This is a genomic window from Rhodobium gokarnense (assembly GCF_025961475.1).
Taxonomy (GTDB): Bacteria; Pseudomonadota; Alphaproteobacteria; order Rhizobiales; family Rhodobiaceae; genus Rhodobium; species Rhodobium gokarnense.
Genome location: NZ_JAOQNS010000016.1, coordinates 71,798 through 87,650, shown reverse-complemented (window position 1 = coordinate 87,650; position 15,853 = coordinate 71,798). Strand labels below are relative to the sequence as shown.

Annotated in this window: 16 protein-coding genes and 1 tRNA gene; 14 read left to right on the top strand and 3 right to left on the bottom strand. The window is 66.0% G+C overall.

Translation table 11 applies throughout. The features are described 5' to 3' along the window. The first annotated feature begins 128 nt into the window (after positions 1-128). The 3 genes from thiL to M2319_RS21640 all read left to right on the top strand — a co-directional run bounded on the left by thiL (position 129) and on the right by M2319_RS21640 (position 4,750). Positions 129-1,130: a thiamine-phosphate kinase gene (gene thiL / locus M2319_RS21650; RefSeq protein ID WP_264603554.1), complete on the top strand. Its 1,002-nt coding sequence runs from the start codon at positions 129-131 to the stop codon at positions 1,128-1,130. Positions 1,131-1,199: 69 nt separating this feature from the next. Then, a complete protein-coding gene (locus M2319_RS21645; RefSeq protein WP_264603553.1) occupies positions 1,200-2,411 on the top strand; it encodes an MFS transporter in 1,212 nt (403 codons plus the stop codon). 215 nt (positions 2,412-2,626) lie between these two features. Further along, entirely contained in the window at positions 2,627-4,750 is a 2,124-nt protein-coding gene (locus M2319_RS21640) for a sodium-translocating pyrophosphatase (RefSeq protein ID WP_264603552.1), read from the top strand. A 94-nt stretch (positions 4,751-4,844) separates the two neighbouring features. On the opposite strand, the gene M2319_RS21635 is transcribed toward M2319_RS21640, so the two are convergent. Beyond that, complete coding sequence (locus tag M2319_RS21635; protein ID WP_264603551.1) at positions 4,845-5,660, bottom strand: alpha/beta fold hydrolase; 816 nt, start codon at positions 5,658-5,660, stop codon at positions 4,845-4,847. Positions 5,661-5,712: 52 nt separating this feature from the next. Between M2319_RS21635 and M2319_RS21630 the strand changes: the two genes are divergently transcribed. The 3 genes from M2319_RS21630 to M2319_RS21620 all read left to right on the top strand — a co-directional run bounded on the left by M2319_RS21630 (position 5,713) and on the right by M2319_RS21620 (position 7,706). After that, the gene (locus tag M2319_RS21630; protein ID WP_264603550.1) at positions 5,713-6,057 is read left to right on the top strand and encodes an ArsR/SmtB family transcription factor; all 345 of its coding nucleotides are present in this window, start codon (positions 5,713-5,715) and stop codon (positions 6,055-6,057) included. A 280-nt stretch (positions 6,058-6,337) separates the two neighbouring features. Continuing rightward, positions 6,338-6,769, top strand: a complete 432-nt coding sequence (locus tag M2319_RS21625; RefSeq protein ID WP_264603549.1) for a glyoxalase superfamily protein — start codon at positions 6,338-6,340, stop codon at positions 6,767-6,769. Between the two features lie 229 nt (positions 6,770-6,998). Then, entirely contained in the window at positions 6,999-7,706 is a 708-nt protein-coding gene (locus M2319_RS21620; protein ID WP_264603548.1) for a DNA helicase, read from the top strand. Positions 7,707-7,773: 67 nt separating this feature from the next. On the opposite strand, the gene M2319_RS21615 is transcribed toward M2319_RS21620, so the two are convergent. Further along, complete coding sequence (locus M2319_RS21615; protein ID WP_406682257.1) at positions 7,774-8,271, bottom strand: outer membrane protein assembly factor BamE; 498 nt, start codon at positions 8,269-8,271, stop codon at positions 7,774-7,776. 128 nt (positions 8,272-8,399) lie between these two features. Here M2319_RS21615 and M2319_RS21610 point away from each other — a divergent pair, with 128 nt between their 5' ends. From M2319_RS21610 to M2319_RS21575, 8 genes are all read left to right on the top strand, one after another. Then, a complete protein-coding gene (locus M2319_RS21610; RefSeq protein ID WP_264603547.1) occupies positions 8,400-8,996 on the top strand; it encodes a ubiquinol-cytochrome C chaperone family protein in 597 nt (198 codons plus the stop codon). Further along, positions 8,993-9,562, top strand: coding sequence for a YceD family protein (locus tag M2319_RS21605; RefSeq protein ID WP_264603546.1), 570 nt, complete (start codon positions 8,993-8,995; stop codon positions 9,560-9,562). The genes M2319_RS21610 and M2319_RS21605 overlap by 4 nt, the downstream gene beginning before the upstream one ends. A gap of 174 nt (positions 9,563-9,736) precedes the next feature. Further along, positions 9,737-10,789, top strand: a complete 1,053-nt coding sequence (gene plsX, locus M2319_RS21600) for a phosphate acyltransferase PlsX (RefSeq protein ID WP_264603545.1) — start codon at positions 9,737-9,739, stop codon at positions 10,787-10,789. Between the two features lie 18 nt (positions 10,790-10,807). After that, positions 10,808-11,776 (top strand): beta-ketoacyl-ACP synthase III, encoded by a 969-nt coding sequence (locus tag M2319_RS21595; RefSeq protein ID WP_264603556.1) that lies wholly within the window; start codon positions 10,808-10,810, stop codon positions 11,774-11,776. Positions 11,777-11,907: 131 nt separating this feature from the next. Beyond that, the gene (locus tag M2319_RS21590) at positions 11,908-12,231 is read left to right on the top strand and encodes an integration host factor subunit alpha (protein ID WP_264603544.1); all 324 of its coding nucleotides are present in this window, start codon (positions 11,908-11,910) and stop codon (positions 12,229-12,231) included. A gap of 61 nt (positions 12,232-12,292) precedes the next feature. After that, the gene (locus M2319_RS21585) at positions 12,293-12,958 is read left to right on the top strand and encodes a MerR family transcriptional regulator (protein WP_264603543.1); all 666 of its coding nucleotides are present in this window, start codon (positions 12,293-12,295) and stop codon (positions 12,956-12,958) included. A 61-nt stretch (positions 12,959-13,019) separates the two neighbouring features. Next, positions 13,020-13,096 (top strand) — tRNA-Pro (locus tag M2319_RS21580). An 84-nt stretch (positions 13,097-13,180) separates the two neighbouring features. After that, entirely contained in the window at positions 13,181-14,647 is a 1,467-nt protein-coding gene (locus M2319_RS21575; protein WP_264603542.1) for a mannose-1-phosphate guanylyltransferase/mannose-6-phosphate isomerase, read from the top strand. Here M2319_RS21575 and M2319_RS21570 read toward each other — a convergent pair. Beyond that, positions 14,608-15,828 (bottom strand): O-antigen ligase family protein, encoded by a 1,221-nt coding sequence (locus M2319_RS21570; RefSeq protein ID WP_264603541.1) that lies wholly within the window; start codon positions 15,826-15,828, stop codon positions 14,608-14,610. The genes M2319_RS21575 and M2319_RS21570 overlap by 40 nt on opposite strands. Positions 15,829-15,853: the final 25 nt, after the last annotated feature.

The following is a 15,853-nucleotide window of genomic DNA, read 5'->3' as shown; positions in this document are numbered from 1 at the left end:
GCGAATTCGCCGCGAGTGATGATGGCGACGGTTCGAACGCAAAGCGTTCGCAAGCCCGAACGGGCGCCGGCCGGTCAGGCCGCCCCGCCGGAGGCAATGAGCGAAGCGAATTTGCCGCGAGGTAGAAAATGGCACGGCCCGGCGAGTTCGAACTCATCGCCCGCTATCTGGCACCGCTCGCCAGCGACCCCGCCGCCCGCGGCCTCATCGACGATGCCGCCGTGCTGTCGCCGTCCGCCGACAAGGACCTCGTCCTGACCAAGGACGCGCTCGCCGCCGGAATCCACTTCTTTGCCGATGATGACCCCGGCCTGATCGCCAGGAAAGCGCTCCGCGTCAACATCTCCGATCTTGCCGCCAAGGGCGCAGCGCCCACCGGCTACCTCCTGGCGCTCGCCCTGCCGTCGGACTGGACCGAGGACTGGATCGCCGCCTTCACCACGGGCCTCAAAGCCGACCAGGAGCGCTATGGCTGCTCGCTGCTGGGCGGCGACACCATCCGCTCCGCCGACGGGCTGATGATCTCCGTCACCGCCATCGGCGAGGTGCCGCGCGACAAGATGGTGCCGCGCACGGGCGCATGCGCCGGCGACGTCATATTCGTCTCCGGCACCATCGGCGATGCCGGCCTCGGCCTGGTACTGCGCGGCGATCCGGCACGGGCCGCCGACTTCGATCTCTCGCGCAGCGATGCGGAACGCCTCGTCGGCCGCTACCTTTTGCCGGAGCCGCGGGTGGCGCTGGCGCCGGTGCTGCGCGCCCATGTCCGCGCCGCGATGGACGTCTCCGACGGCCTTGCCGGCGACATTGCGCATATGTGCCGGGCAGGGGGCGTTGCCGCCGAAATCCGCCTCGACGACGTGCCGCTCTCCGAGCCGTTCCGCCGGGCCCTTGCCGCCGATGCCTCCTTGCGCGCCCGCGCCGTCCGCGCCGGCGACGACTACGAGCTCGTCTGCGCCGTCGCCCCGGAAAACGCGGCCGCGTTCCAGGAGGCGGCGGAAAAAACCGGTATCCCCGTTGCCGAAATCGGCCGCTTCCTCGATGGCGGTGAGGGCAGCAATGCGCCCGTCTTCGTCGATGGCGCCGGCGGCCCGGTCGATCTCGGCGGTTCCTCCTTCTCCCATTTTTGAGTTTCGCGCGGCGGCTGCCGTGCTAAACGCGTGCCGGGTGCGACAATTGGGTCCGCGCCGGAGACCGCCATGACGACGCTTGCCGACCACGCCCATATCGACGACGGCCTTGCCCGCCACAATGCGCGGGTGCTGGCGACGGCGCAGGCGTTCGGCGGCGCCAATTCCACGATCGTCATTGCCGCGAGCAGCCTTGCCGCACACTACCTCCTGGGGGCCGACAAGTCGCTGGCGACCGTTCCCGTCACGACCTTCGTCTTCGGCGTTGCGCTGGCGACGATCCCCGTCCAGCTCCTGTCGCGCCGCATCGGCCGCAAGCCGACCTTCCTCATCGGGGCCCTGTTCGGCATCTGCGCCGGGCTCATCAGCGCCCGTGCCGTCTTCGTCGGCTCCTTCGAGTTGCTCTGCCTCGGCACCGCGTTCTCCGGTGTCTATAACGGCTTTGCCCAGGCCTACCGCTTCGCCGCGGCCGACAGCGCCAGCGACGCGTTCCGACCGAAGGCGATCTCCTGGGTGCTCGTCGGCGGCGTCGTTGCCGCCGTCATCGGGCCGCAGGTGGTCATCTACACCCGCGATCTGTTCGCCCCGATCGCCTTTGCCGGTGCCTTCGTCGGCCAGTCGGTGATCGGCGCCGTCGCGCTTCTGATTCTCACCTTTTTCCGCGAGCCGCCGCGCCCGGTGACGACCTCCAAAACCGGCGGCAGACCGCTGATACAGATCGTCTCACAGTCGCGTTTCATCGTCGCGGTACTTTGCGGCATCACCTCCTATGCGCTGATGAGTTTCGTCATGACCGCGGCGCCGCTCGCCATGGTCGCCTGCAACCATTCCGCGGACGTCGCGGCGCTGGGCATCCAGTGGCACGTCATAGCGATGTTCGGCCCCAGCTTCTTCACCGGCACGCTGATCAACCGCTTCGGCGTGGAGCGCGTCATCGGCACCGGGCTGGTGCTCCTCGCCGGCTGTTCGATCGTCGCCCTTTCCGGCATCGACGTCGCCCATTTCTGGATTGCCCTCATTCTCCTTGGCGTCGGATGGAACTTCGGCTTCGTCGGCGCCACCGCCATGGTCACCGGCACCTATCGGCTGGACGAGCGCAACAAGGTTCAGGCGGCGAACGACTTCCTCGTTTTCGGCTTCCAGGCGGTCGCCTCCTTCACCTCCGGCGCCATGCTCGCGCGCTTCGGCTGGGATACCATCAACTGGTCGGTCTTTCCCTTTGTCGTTGTAGCGCTGGCGACCCTTGTGTGGCTCCATTTCGCCCGTCCCGACGCCGCCTGAAGCCTTTGAAAACCGGCGCATAGGCCGAAAGAGGCCTTGACGCCAACGGCCCGGTGGATAGGGTGTCACCGCGTTCGGTCGGGGGAACGGGATGCCATCTTCAATGGTAAAATTCTTGGGTCTCCCCGCCGCTTCACACATGTCGGGCCGGGCATCCGACACATACGTTCCGGGACACGTCTGTCCGGCCCCCACTGGCCAATAAAGGAACAGGGATGAATCCGCTTTATCTTGTTGTCTTGTGTGGCCTCCTCTCGCTTGCCTATGGCATCTGGGCCGTCATTTCGGTGATGGGTTCCGACGCCGGCAATAAGCGCATGCAGGAGATCGCCGGCGCCATCCAGGAGGGCGCCCAAGCCTATCTCGCTCGCCAGTACACCACGATCGCGATCGTCGGCGTATTGATCTTCGCCATCGTCTGGTGGCAGCTCTCCATGTTTGCCGCGATCGGCTTTGCCGTCGGCGCGATCCTGTCGGCTGCGGCCGGCTTCATCGGCATGCTGGTGTCGGTACGCGCCAATGTGCGCACCGCCCAGGCGGCCAGCCAGAGCCTTGCCGCCGGCCTCGGCATCGCCTTCAAGGCGGGCGCGGTCACCGGCCTCCTGGTTGCCGGTCTCGCCCTGCTCGGCGTTGCCGTCTACTATCTGGTCCTGACCGAGTATATGGGCTTCGACCGGGCCGACCGCATGGTCGTCGACTCGCTGGTCGCCCTCGGCTTCGGCGCCTCGCTCATTTCCATCTTCGCCCGTCTCGGCGGCGGCATCTTCACCAAGGGTGCGGACGTCGGCGGCGACCTCGTCGGCAAGGTGGAAGCGGGCATCCCGGAAGACGATCCGCGCAACCCGGCCACCATCGCCGACAATGTCGGCGACAATGTCGGCGACTGCGCCGGCATGGCCGCCGACCTGTTCGAGACCTATGCGGTGACCGTCGTCGCCACCATGGTGCTCGGCGCCATCTTCTTTGCCGGCACCGAGACCGCCGCCCAGGCCATGCTCTATCCGCTGGCCATCGGCGCCGCCTGCGTGGTGACCTCCATCATCGGCACGTTCTTCGTCCGTCTCGGCTCGAACAACTCGATCATGGGCGCCCTCTACAAGGGCTTCATCGCCACCGCGGTGCTGTCGCTGGTCGTGCTCTATCCGGTCACCTGGTACGTCTTCGGCGGCATGGACGCCACCCTGACGATCGCCAACGGCACCAGCTTTACCCCGCTCGACCTCTATCTGTGCGGTATCGCCGGCCTCGTCGTCACCGGTCTGATCATCTGGATCACCGAGTACTACACGGGCACGCCCTACCGCCCGGTCCAGTCGATCGCCAACTCCTCGGTCACCGGCCATGGCACCAACGTCATCCAGGGTCTTGCCATCTCGCTGGAAGCGACCGCGCTGCCGGCCCTGGTGATCATCGCCGGCATCATCGTCACCTTTAACCTTGCCGGCCTCTTCGGCATCGCCATCGCCGTCACCACCATGCTGGCGCTGGCCGGCGTGGTCGTCGCGCTCGACGCCTTCGGCCCGGTCACCGACAATGCCGGCGGCATTGCCGAAATGGCCGACCTGCCGGGCGAGGTGCGCAACACCACCGACGCGCTCGACGCCGTCGGCAACACCACCAAGGCGGTGACCAAGGGCTACGCCATCGGCTCTGCCGGCCTCGGCGCCCTGGTGCTGTTCGCGGCCTACACCGAGGACCTGAAATACTTCACCGCCAATTCCGAGACCTTCACCTACTTCCAGGGTGTCGGACCGGTGGAGTTCGCGCTCTCCAACCCCTATGTCGTGGTCGGCCTCTTCTTCGGCGGCCTGTTGCCGTATCTCTTCGGCGGCATCGCCATGACCGCTGTCGGCCGCGCCGCCAGCGCCGTGGTTGAGGAAGTCCGGCGCCAGTTCCGCGAGAAGCCGGGTATCATGGAAGGCAAGGAGCGTCCGGACTACGGCCGCGCCGTCGACATGCTGACCCGGGCGGCGATCAAGGAAATGATCGTGCCGTCCCTGCTGCCGGTGCTCTCGCCGCTGGTCGTCTACTTCCTGATCTATGCGATTGCCGGCAAGAACGCGGCGTTCTCCGCGCTCGGCGCCATGCTCCTCGGCGTCATCGTCACGGGCCTCTTTGTCGCCATCTCCATGACGGCGGGCGGCGGCGCCTGGGACAACGCCAAGAAGTACATCGAGGACGGCAATCACGGCGGCAAGGGCTCCGAAGCCCACAAGGCCGCGGTGACCGGCGATACCGTCGGCGATCCCTACAAGGACACCGCCGGCCCGGCCGTCAACCCGATGATCAAGATCACCAACATCGTCGCGCTGCTCTTGCTCGCCATCCTGGCGCACTAGCACCGACGACGGTTGGTCCAACGAAAAACCCCCGCGGAGCGTTCGTTCCGCGGGGGATTTCTTTTTTGGGTCTGCGGATCCGCGGCAGTTGCCGTCAAATGTTCCGGAGGAGGGCGCCGAGCACCGCTTCCGGCGCGTCCTCATGGCAGATATGGGCGGCATCCGGCAGCACCGTGAAGCTCCTGGCGTCGACCAGCCCGTGCAGTTCCTTGCCTTGGGACACCGGGATGAAGGTGTCTTGCGCGCCCCAGATCAGGTGGATGTCGAAATCGGTCTTGCCGTAGCGCTGCTGCGCCTCTTCGATGTTGGCGATGTCGGCCTGGCCGATCTGCCGGTAGAAGGCGGCCTTGCCCTCTTCGCCGGACCAGGGCGCGAAATAGAGCCGGATGGCTTCTTCGCGCAGCGGATAGTGCGCCGCATTCTGGATATAGGCCCGGAACAGCGCCTCGTGCGCATAGTCGGGCAGGCCCGCAAAGGCGGCCTCGTGGCGCCGGACATGGGCGTAGAACGGCGAGCCGGAGGGCAGGACGGCGACCGCATCGATCAGGTGCAGCTTGCCGTAGGCGATGCCGTTGACGAAATGACCGCGCAGCGCGGCAAGACCGCCGAAGTCGTGGCCAACCACCTGGGGCCGCGCATGCTCCAGCCCCCAATGCTTGACGAGGGCCGCCAGGAGATCGCTCTGCACCGCCTCGTTGACGTCCTGGTCCGCCGACTTTTCGGATTGTCCGGTGCCGAGCATATCGAAATAAAAGACCTTGTGCGTCTTCGCCAGCCACGGGGCGATCCGCCGCCAGGCCTGGGCGGACCAGGGAAACCCGTGTACCAGGATGATCGGATCGCCGTCGCCGATCGATCCCCAGGCGACGGACTGGCCATGATGGGTATAGCGTTGGTCGAGATCGAGCATGATCCGCTCCTTTCGAATTGACATTTAGCACATTAGCTATATGACGATACATATGCCAAATCGGGACGACCAGATCAAGGCGCTGGCCAGCGAGACGCGGATGGAAGTGCTGCGCGTGCTCGACGAACCGGCGCGCCATTTCGGCCATCAGGAATCGGCCGATCCGGCAAAGACCGGCGTCTGCGTCCAGCTGCTCGCCGAGCATTTCGGCGTCAGCCAGCCGACCATGAGCCGCCATGTGGAACTGCTGAAACGCGCGGGATTCCTGGCAACGAAGCGCCAGCAGAAATGGACCTACTGCTCGCGCAACGAGGCAGCTTTGCGCGACTACGCCGACTGGCTGGAAAAGTCGCTGAACATCAGGGCGGGGCAGGGCCCGACCCGAAGCGGCGTCTGACTCTCATGTTGCTTCAAGACCGCGTTCGCTGTATCGAGGCGACAAGGTGCCGGGCACCTGCCGCCTGCGGACGTAAGTCACGGTGAAGCCCGGAGTAGGACGACATCTCACCCTCGAAGCATTTCGCTGGTGGACAATGCAGGCCCCCTCCCGTTGCGAAATGCCTCTGAAAAGGAGTGAGCGATGTCTGTCGGACGCGCTTCCAATTTCGTTGAAAACCGCTTTCCGACCCGACCGGTCGGCCGGCTGTCCCTGCCGCACCGCACGCAGGGAGGGCAGCATGGCTGAGCCGTCACTCGATGCGGTCAAGGCACAGGCCAAGGCGCTCCGGCAGGCTCTGCAAGCCGACGGCACCCCGGTAAGCCATGCCAAGGCTCTTGAACTCGTGGCGCGGCAACTGGGCGCGCGAGATTGGAACACCCTGCATGCCCGGCTAACGCAGCGAAACATGCCATCCGAACTCGCCCTGGGCGACCGGGTTGCCGGCAACTACTTGGGCCAGGCCTATCGCGGCGAGATCATCGCCCTCTCGGGTCCCGCGGACCATCGTCACGTGGAGATCAAGCTCGACCGCCCGGTCGATACCGTCCAGTTCGAGAGTTTTTCGAACTGGCGCCACCGCATCCGCGGAACGCTCGACGTGAACGGGCGCAGCCACCGCAAGACGTCGGACGGGACACCACATCTGATCGCGGAAAAGGAACGATCCTGACCCCGGGTGGCGCCGCATGCACAGGCAAGAAACCGGCGTCTGCGTCGCCGCCATCGGCCTTGCCGGAATCGCTGCCACGCGATAGCGTTTTGGACAAGGCTTGGCCCGCGCCTCCTCCCTCCGCTCGGGGAAGTATCGCACATACAGGGCATAAGAAATCATCGAACCGCCTGTTCGAGCGTTCGCATAAGGAGGGGTTGCGTTTCCCGCTCGCAACGGAGGTTCCGTGATGCAACTGTCCGCACCGATCTATCGGTTGAAACGCCGGGCCAGATTGCTGGCCCGCGACGAAAATATCCCGCTGAACGAAGCGCAGGACCGTATTGCGCGCAAGGAAGGCTTTGCGACGTGGAGCCTGCTTTCCCACCGTCTTGGGAGGAGCGCGTCAGCCGCGTCGCTGCTGCCGGGACTCGCCGACGGCGATATGTTGCTGATCGGTGCCCGGCCCGGTCACGGCAAGACGCTCATCGGATTGCAGCTTCTGCTCGACGCCGTCCGCGATGGGAGGCGCGCCGTCTTCTTCACGCTGGAATACACCGAACGCGAAACGATGGAGCGCATCCGGTCGCTTGACCGCACGGGTGCTGCAAACGCGCCGGAGATCGTGACCTCGGACGAGATCAGCGCCGATTTCGTCGTCAGGCATCTGTCGGTGGCGCCACCGGGGACCGTCGCCGTCATCGACTACCTGCAGATCCTCGATCAGCAGCGGAGCAAGCCGCCGCTCGCTGGCCAGGTCGCGGTCCTGCAAGCGTTCGCGCGCCGCACCGGCGTTATTCTGGGCTTCATCTCGCAGATCGACCGATCTTTCGAGCCGGAGCGCTCACCCGTGCCGTGCCTCGACGACATTCGGCTTCCCAACCCGATTCCGGCAGGGGCTTTTTCGAAAGCCTGTTTCCTCCATGCGGGGGAGGTCAGGCCGCAGCGAATTGGGTGAGATATCTCTGCCGTGGCGCCCGAACAGGGGCCACGGCAGGCTCCGAAAGGACGGCAGTGCCCCGCCGCTACTGCGGCAACTGTCCCTGCGCCGGCGTCAGGTTGCCGGCGCCGCGCAGCACCTGGGTCAGGAAGCCGTAGTCGGCGCCGCCGGTGCGGGTCTTGCGGGTGATGAAGTCGAACACCTTGCCGTCCTTCAAGCCGTAATTGCCGATCTCGCGGACCCGGCTCTCGTCGTCGAAATAGACCGCCAGCACCCGCTGGTCGACGACCTCCGGCTGCATGAACTCGAACATCTGCTCGCGCGTCTGGGAGATGTAGTAGAAGGTCTCGCCGCCGCTGCGGCCGATCGCCGAGGGCGTGCCGAGCGTCAGCAGCACCTGGTCGCGGCTCGAGCCCATGGGCACCTGGTCGAGGGTTTCCTGGGTCACCACATAGCCATGCGTGTAGGTCCGCCCGAAGCAGCCGCCAAGGGCCGTGGCGCCGGCCAGCACGATGGCAAGGGCGACCGCGCGACGGAAGGGCGCGCTGCGGCGTCTTGTTTTGTCAGCGAAAGTGGACTTCAACGTCACTGGCCTCCTTCAGGCCGTTACTCGACGGCGCCACCGCGACCTGCCGGGGCGTATTGGCTTTCTGACTAGCGTGCGATAGGTCAGGACGCAATATCGTTCATCGAAACGGGTTGATCAATGCGATGATCCTGGGATTGTTCGGCGGCAGGAAAGACACACGGATTGACGGGCTCTATGCGGCAATCATGGCGCAAGCGCGGCAGCCGTCCCTCTATACCGACCACGAGGTGCCCGATACTTTGAACGGGCGCTTCGAATTGCTGCTCCTCCACGTCATTCTGGTGCTCTACCGCTTCAAGTCCGAGGACGCGGCAACGCGCGAGAAGGGCCGGCAGCTGTCGGAGCGGTTCTTCACCGACATGGACGGCACGCTGCGCGAGATGGGCGTCGGCGATCTGTCGGTGCCGAAAAAGATCAAGAAGATGGCCAAGGCCTATTTCGGGCGCCTCGGCGCCTATGACGGCGCCCTCGACCACGATGCCGACCAGCCCGAGGACCTCGTCGCCGTGATCGACCGCAACGTCTTTCCGGACACCGCCAACCTGGCGGCCGCCGCAACGCTCGCCGCCTATGTCCGGGCCACGCAACGGGCGCTCGCCGCCGCCTCCGTGGACGACGTCCTCGGCGCCCGCATCGCCTGGCCGGACCCGGCCGACTATGCCGACGAGGGCAGGGGCGCGGCGGAGGCGGCGTCCGGCGAGGTCGAGGACACCCCATGACAGAGAGCGAAACCGATCCCCTCGACGGCCTCATCCCGGAGACGATCGAGGTCGCGACCCTGCCGCGCGACGGCACCAATGTCGCCATCGTGCCAGACGCCGGAACGCTTGCGCGAATTGCCGCGGCCTTCGGCATCGTCGCCGTCGATGCCTTCGCCGCCGAACTGACCGTCAGGCCGTTCCGGCGCAACGGCGCCTCGGTGAAGGGGCGGCTTGAGGCGGACGTCGTGCAGTCCTGCGTCGTCACCCTGGAGCCGGTCCCCCAGCACCTCGACGAGGACGTCGACCTGGTTTTCCTGCCGGCGGAGGATTCGGCAAGGCGCAAGCCCGAGGAAGAGCTCGATATCGACCCGGAAGGCGAGGATCCGCCGGAGATTCTGGAGGACGGCCGCATCGATCTCGGCGCCCTCGTGCTGGAGCATTTCGCCCTCGGCCTCGATCCCTATCCGCGCAAGGAGGGAGCGTTTTTGCCTGAGGAAGAGGCCGGCGACACGGCTGGCCGCAACGATCCGCCGCCGTCTCCTTTCGCCGCCCTCAAGGGCTTGAAAACCAACGACGGCGCCTAGACGGACCCGCACCGCCGTTTTTGAGAAAGCGGTTGTCTCTGCGGGCGAAAAGGTTATCTTCGCCCGGCCTGAAACCGGGTCGGCCTTCCACGGAACGGCGCCCGACGGCGCCTCTTCCGGCCTGCCAAGTCTGGCCGAAACCCTATAAACCGACCGCCTTTGTGTGACGCATCGATGACTGGATCCATTACGATTGCGCTCGACGCCATGGGAGGGGACGATGGCCCGCAGACCGTGATCAGCGGTGCGGCCATTGCGCTCCACCGGCGGCCGGACATGCGGTTCGTGATGTTCGGCGAGGAAGCGGCCGTCAGGCCCTTGCTCGATGCCCATCCCGAGGTCGACAAGGCCTCGACCTTTCACCATTGCGATATCACCGTGCGCATGGACGACAAGCCGAGCCAGGCGCTGCGTCGCGGCCGGCGCCATTCCTCCATGTGGAAGGCGATCGAAGCGGTCAAGACCGGCGAGGCCGATGTCTGCGTGTCGGCCGGCAACACCGGCGCGCTGATGGCCATGGCCAAGGTCTGCCTGCACACGCTGGCCGATATCGAGCGCCCGGCGATCGCCGCCATCTGGCCGACCATGCGCGGTGAGTCGGTGGTCCTCGACGTCGGCGCGACCATCGGGGCCGATTCCAAGCTGCTCGTCGACTTCGCCGTCATGGGCGGGGCGATGGTGCGCGCGCTCTACGGCATCGAGCGGCCGAGCGTCGGCCTCCTGAATATCGGCGTCGAAGAGGTCAAGGGCCTGGAAGAGGTCCGCGCCGCCGGCCGCATGTTGCGCGAGCACGAGATGAAGTCGATCGACTACCGCGGCTTCGTCGAAGGCGACGACGTCGGCCGCGGCACCGTCGACGTGGTCGTCACCGAGGGCTTTTCCGGCAACATCGCCCTGAAGATGGCCGAGGGTACGGCGCGCCAGATCGGCGAATATCTGAGGTCGGCCATGCGACGGACCTGGATGTCCCGCCTCGGCTATCTGCTCGCCAAGTCCGCATTCGAGCATCTGCGCGAGAAGATGGACCCCAGCAACAGCAATGGCGGCATCTTCCTCGGCCTCAACGGCATCGTCATCAAGAGCCACGGCGGCACGGACGCCGACGGTTTCGCCAGCGCCGTCGAACTCGGCTACGACATGGTACGGAGCTCTTTGCTGCAAAAGATCGTCAACGACCTCAATCGTTACCATACGAGCGACGTCCCGGCGGTCGCGGCCGAGCAATAGGAACAAGGCATGCAAGGTTTGCGTCGCTCGATCGTGAAGGGCTGTGGCAGCTATCTGCCGGAAAAGGCCCTGACAAATGACGATCTGGCAAAATTCGTCGACACCTCCGACGAGTGGATCACCCAGCGCACGGGCATCAAGGAGCGCCATATCGCCGCCGAAGGCGAGTGGACGTCCGATCTCGCCCATATCGCCGCAAGACGCGCGCTCGAGCACGCCGGCATGGCGCCGGAAGAGATCGACCTGATCGTGCTGGCGACCTCCACGCCCGACAACACCTTTCCGGCCGCTGCCGTCTCCGTCCAGGCCAAGCTCGGCATCACCGAGGGCTTTGCCTTCGACGTCCAGGCGGTCTGCTCCGGCTTCGTCTATGCGCTGGCCACCGCCGACGCCTATATCCGCTCCGGCATGTCGACGCGCGCCCTGGTCATCGGCGCGGAGACCTTTTCCCGTATCCTCGACTGGGAGGACCGCACCACCTGCGTGCTGTTCGGCGACGGCGCCGGCGCATTGGTGCTGGAAGCCGCCGAGGGGGATGCAGCAGATGGTCGCGGGGTCCTGTCGAGCCAGCTTCGCTCCGACGGCCGCCACAAGGAAAAGCTCTATGTCGACGGCGGGCCGTCCTCGACCGGGACCGTCGGCCATGTGCGCATGGAAGGCCGGGAGGTTTTCCGCCATGCGGTGGGCATGATCGCCGACGTCATCGAGGCCGTGCTGGCGGCGGAAAACGTCACCGCCGAAGATCTCGACTGGTTCGTGCCACATCAGGCAAACCGCCGAATTATCGACGCCAGCGCAAAAAAACTGCATATTGCGCCAGAGAAAGTTGTCACCACCGTCGAAGGCCACGGCAACACCTCGGCCGCCTCAATACCGCTCGCCCTCGACGTCGCCGTCCGCGACGGGCGCATCAAGCAAGGCGACCTGGTGCTCCTGGAGGCCATGGGCGGCGGTTTCACATGGGGGGCGTCGCTGGTTCGCTGGTAACGCTCCCTGAATTTTCGGTACTGAATGACCGAATGCGCCGGTTGACCGTGGCGCGACATCGCAATACCGTATCGAACTCGACTGAAAACGTGCGTTTTCAATAAGATCAACGATTTTCCCGGGGAACCGCAATGGGGGGAAAGACTGTCACGCGTGCCGACCTGTGTGAGGCCGTGTATCAGAAGGTCGGGCTCTCGCGTACAGAATCGTCGGAGCTCGTCGAACTCGTCCTGAAAGAAATCTCCGACAACCTTGTCGACGGGGAGCCGGTGAAGCTGTCGTCTTTCGGGTCGTTCATCGTCCGATCGAAGGGCGAGCGCATCGGCCGCAATCCGAAAACGGGCGAGGAGGTGCCGATCTCGCCCCGCCGCGTGATGGTGTTCAAGCCGAGCAACGTCTTGAAACAAAAGATCAACGAGGCGCTGATCGAGGGCGATTCGGACGACAAGGACTGAGGACGCGGGCCGTCGCGACCGGCGGGCTCCTGGCGAAAAATCAATCCAGCGTTGAGAGACCGTGGAAAAAAGCCCCGACGCTTTCCGCACCATCAGTGAGGTTGCCGGCGATCTCGATCTGCCGCAGCACGTGCTGCGCTTCTGGGAGACGCGCTTTTCGCAGATCAAGCCGATGAAGCGCGGCGGCGGCCGCCGCTACTACCGGCCCGACGACGTCGAACTCCTGCGCGGCATCCGCCATCTGCTCTACGACAAGGGTTATACGATCAAGGGCGTGCAGCGAATCCTGCGCGAGCAGGGCATCAAATTCGTCATGCAGTCCTGGCACGACGATGCCGAGCCGCTGCCGGTCGGCGGCCCGAGCGAGCCGGAAATCGCGCCCGCCGCAGCGCGCAAGCCCGAAAGGCCGGCGCCGGCGAAGGAGACGCCCCGGCTCCAGGTCGCGGCCGAAGCGCCAAAGGCGCCCGAAGTGGACCGGGTGGCGCCGTCGTCCGACCCCCTCGATGGCATGGACTTCGACGACGAGGATCTGCCGCGCGATTTGAGGCCCGGCGATGCGCCGGCGCGTCCCGAGGGCAAGGGCGGATTCGGCCTCATGGGCCGCCTGCGCGGTGAGCGCGACGAGGACGGCGCCGCCGCCCGTCTGTCGCGCGACGACGTCCGCCGCCTGCAGGCGACGCTTTTCGAGCTGCTGGAGATCAAGCGCCTCCTCGATCAGGCCCGGTGAGCGGCCGGCGGTGGAAACACGGCCTTGCACCCCGGCTTTGCAGCGGCTAGATACGTCTTGTCGGAGCGTGGCGCAGTCTGGTAGCGCACTCGCCTGGGGGGCGAGTGGTCGGGGGTTCAAATCCCTCCGCTCCGACCATCATTCGATCCCGGCCGTCCACTGCGCGATCAGCCGTCCGCCGGCGACGCGCGCCGGGATATCCGCCAACGGGAGGGCGATCTCGTGACCGGCCCGCACGCGGCAGAGCGGATTGCAACGGTGATCCTTTCCGGCGGCGCCGGCAGCCGCCTCTGGCCGCTCTCGCGCGCCGGCTATCCCAAGCAGTTCCTGTCCTTTTCCGGCGGCCCGACGCTGATCCAGCAGACGGCAAGCCGCCTGTCCGGCGACCGATTCTCCGCCCCGCTCGTCATCTGCAACGAAAAGCACCGGTTCCTGGTCGCCGAGCAGATGCGCGAGATCGACACCGAGCCGGCGGCCATCGTGCTGGAGCCGTTCGGGCGCAACACCGCCCCGGCCGCGGCCGTCGCAGCGCTCCACCTGCTTGCCGAAGCGGGCGACGGCGACCCCCTGATGCTGATCGCCCCGTCGGACCACGTCATCGCCGACGAGGCCGCATTCCTTGCCGCCGTCGATCACGCGGCAGAGGCCGCGCGGGGTGGCGCCCTCGTCACCTTCGGCATCGCACCCGACCGGGCCGAGACCGGCTACGGCTATATCCGCCGCGGCGAGCCGCTTGAGGGCGGCGGCGAGGTCTATGCCGTCGATCGATTCGTGGAAAAGCCCGACCGGGAGACGGCCGCCGTCTACCTCGCCGAAGGCTCCTATTTCTGGAACAGCGGCATCTTCCTCTTCTCCGCCCGCACCTTCCTCGGCGAGCTGGAGCGCAACGACCCGGCGATGGTCGCCGCCTGCAGGAACGCGGTCGAGGCGAGCCGCCGGGATCTAACCTTCTGCCGGCTCGACGAGGCGGCGTTTGCCGAAGCCCGGTCCGACTCGATCGACTACGCGGTCATGGAAAAGACGGCGCAAGCCGCCGTCGTGCCCGTCGACATGGGCTGGAACGATCTCGGCGCCTGGTCGGCGCTCTGGGACATCGGCCAAAAGGACGACGACGGCAATGTCGTCCTCGGCGACGTGCTGCAGCACGAGGCGAGCGGCAATTTCGTGCGCACCGACCACCATCTGGTCGCCGTCGTCGGCCTCAGCAACGTCGTCGTCGTCGCCAATGACGACGCCGTCCTTGTCGCCGACAAGGACCGGGTGCAAGATGTTAAAACGATCGTGGAGCGGCTGAAGGCCGAAGGCCGCGGCGAGCACGACCTGCACACCACCGTGCACCGGCCCTGGGGCAGCTATCGCGGCATCGACCGCGGCGAGCGCTTCCAGGTCAAGCGCATCGTTGTGCGGCCCGGCGAGAAACTGTCGCTGCAGAAGCACTATCACCGGGCCGAGCACTGGATCGTCGTCACCGGAACGGCGCTCGTCACCCGCGGCGACACCACGTTTCAACTCGGCGAGAACGAGTCCACCTATATCCCGGCGGGCGAGGTGCACCGGCTGGAAAATCCCGGCAAGCTGCCGCTGCATCTGATCGAGGTGCAGTCCGGCGCCTATCTCGGCGAGGACGACATCGTCCGCTTCGACGACGTTTATGCGCGCGACGCCGACGAGGATCGCGGCGACACCTGACCGCCATGCGGATGGCGCTGGCGTGCCGTGTGCAGCGTGTCGGTCGCGATGATGCCCCAGGCAGCCCCGAACAGCAGATACATGTGCCGCCAGTGGTCCATATCGATGACGACGCCCATCAGCGCGTGGCCGAGGAGGACGACGAAGATGCATTGCGCATAGGCGCGCCAGGGCCGCGGCTTGAAATTGATCGGCGCCAGCTTGGCGAGCGTCAGCACCGTCAGCACGACATAGGAAAAGCCGCCGAGCCAGCCATAGGCAAGAAAGCCCTTGAGGTAGACGTTGTGCGGGTCCTCGGCAAAGAGCTTGCCGAACTCCAGCGGGCCGATGCCGAACGGATGGTGAGTCGCCATCTGGAAGCCGATCCAGTGCCGCGCGAAGCGGCCGAGCCGGGCGCCGTCATAGTCCTGCACCAGCTTCGCCCGTGCCTCGAACAGCTTGTGCACGGCATCGCTGGAAAGGGCGGCCAGCAACAGCAGCGTGACGACGCCCGCGGCGATCGCCGCCAGCATGATCAGCCTGAGCCGCTTCACCGGATCGGTCTCGTTGATGAAGACGAGGAGGGCGGTCATCACCGCGGCAAAGAAGGCAAGGCCCCAGCTCGCCCGCGAGAACGACAGGAAGATGGCGAGCACGATCGCCATCAGCGCCGCCATCCGAGACAGGGTGTGTTCCAGCGGCCTCGACAGGATGTCGTGGATCAGGAAGGTGGACGCCAGCACCAGGAACGGGCCGTAGACGTTGGGGTCCTGGAAGGTGCCCTTGGCCCGGTCATAGAGCGTGAAGATGCCGGCGCCGGGAAAGAGGTGGAAATAGCCGGCGATGCCGGCGACGGACGCAACGACGGCGGCGGCCAGATAGGCGCTCCGCATCACGTTGAGCCGCGACGGGTCGGTGGTGATGATGGACGCAAAGAAGATGCTGGTGCCGGCAAGGAAGCTGCTGACGGCCATGTACATGACGACCGTGCCGTCGATCACCTCAAGCTGGGTCAGCGACATCAGCCCGCCGGCCATATAGAAGGCCATCAGCACGACCAGCGGCGCATAGGCCCGCTGCACGCGAAAGCCGAGGACCAGCCAGACGACGATGGTCGTCGCCAGCATCAGGTCGTAGGGCGCCGGCTCGTTGATGACGAAGCCGCCGAGGAAGACGGCGAACCAGAGAATCGCGTTGAACACTTTCCGCGCCGAGACTGTCCCGCGC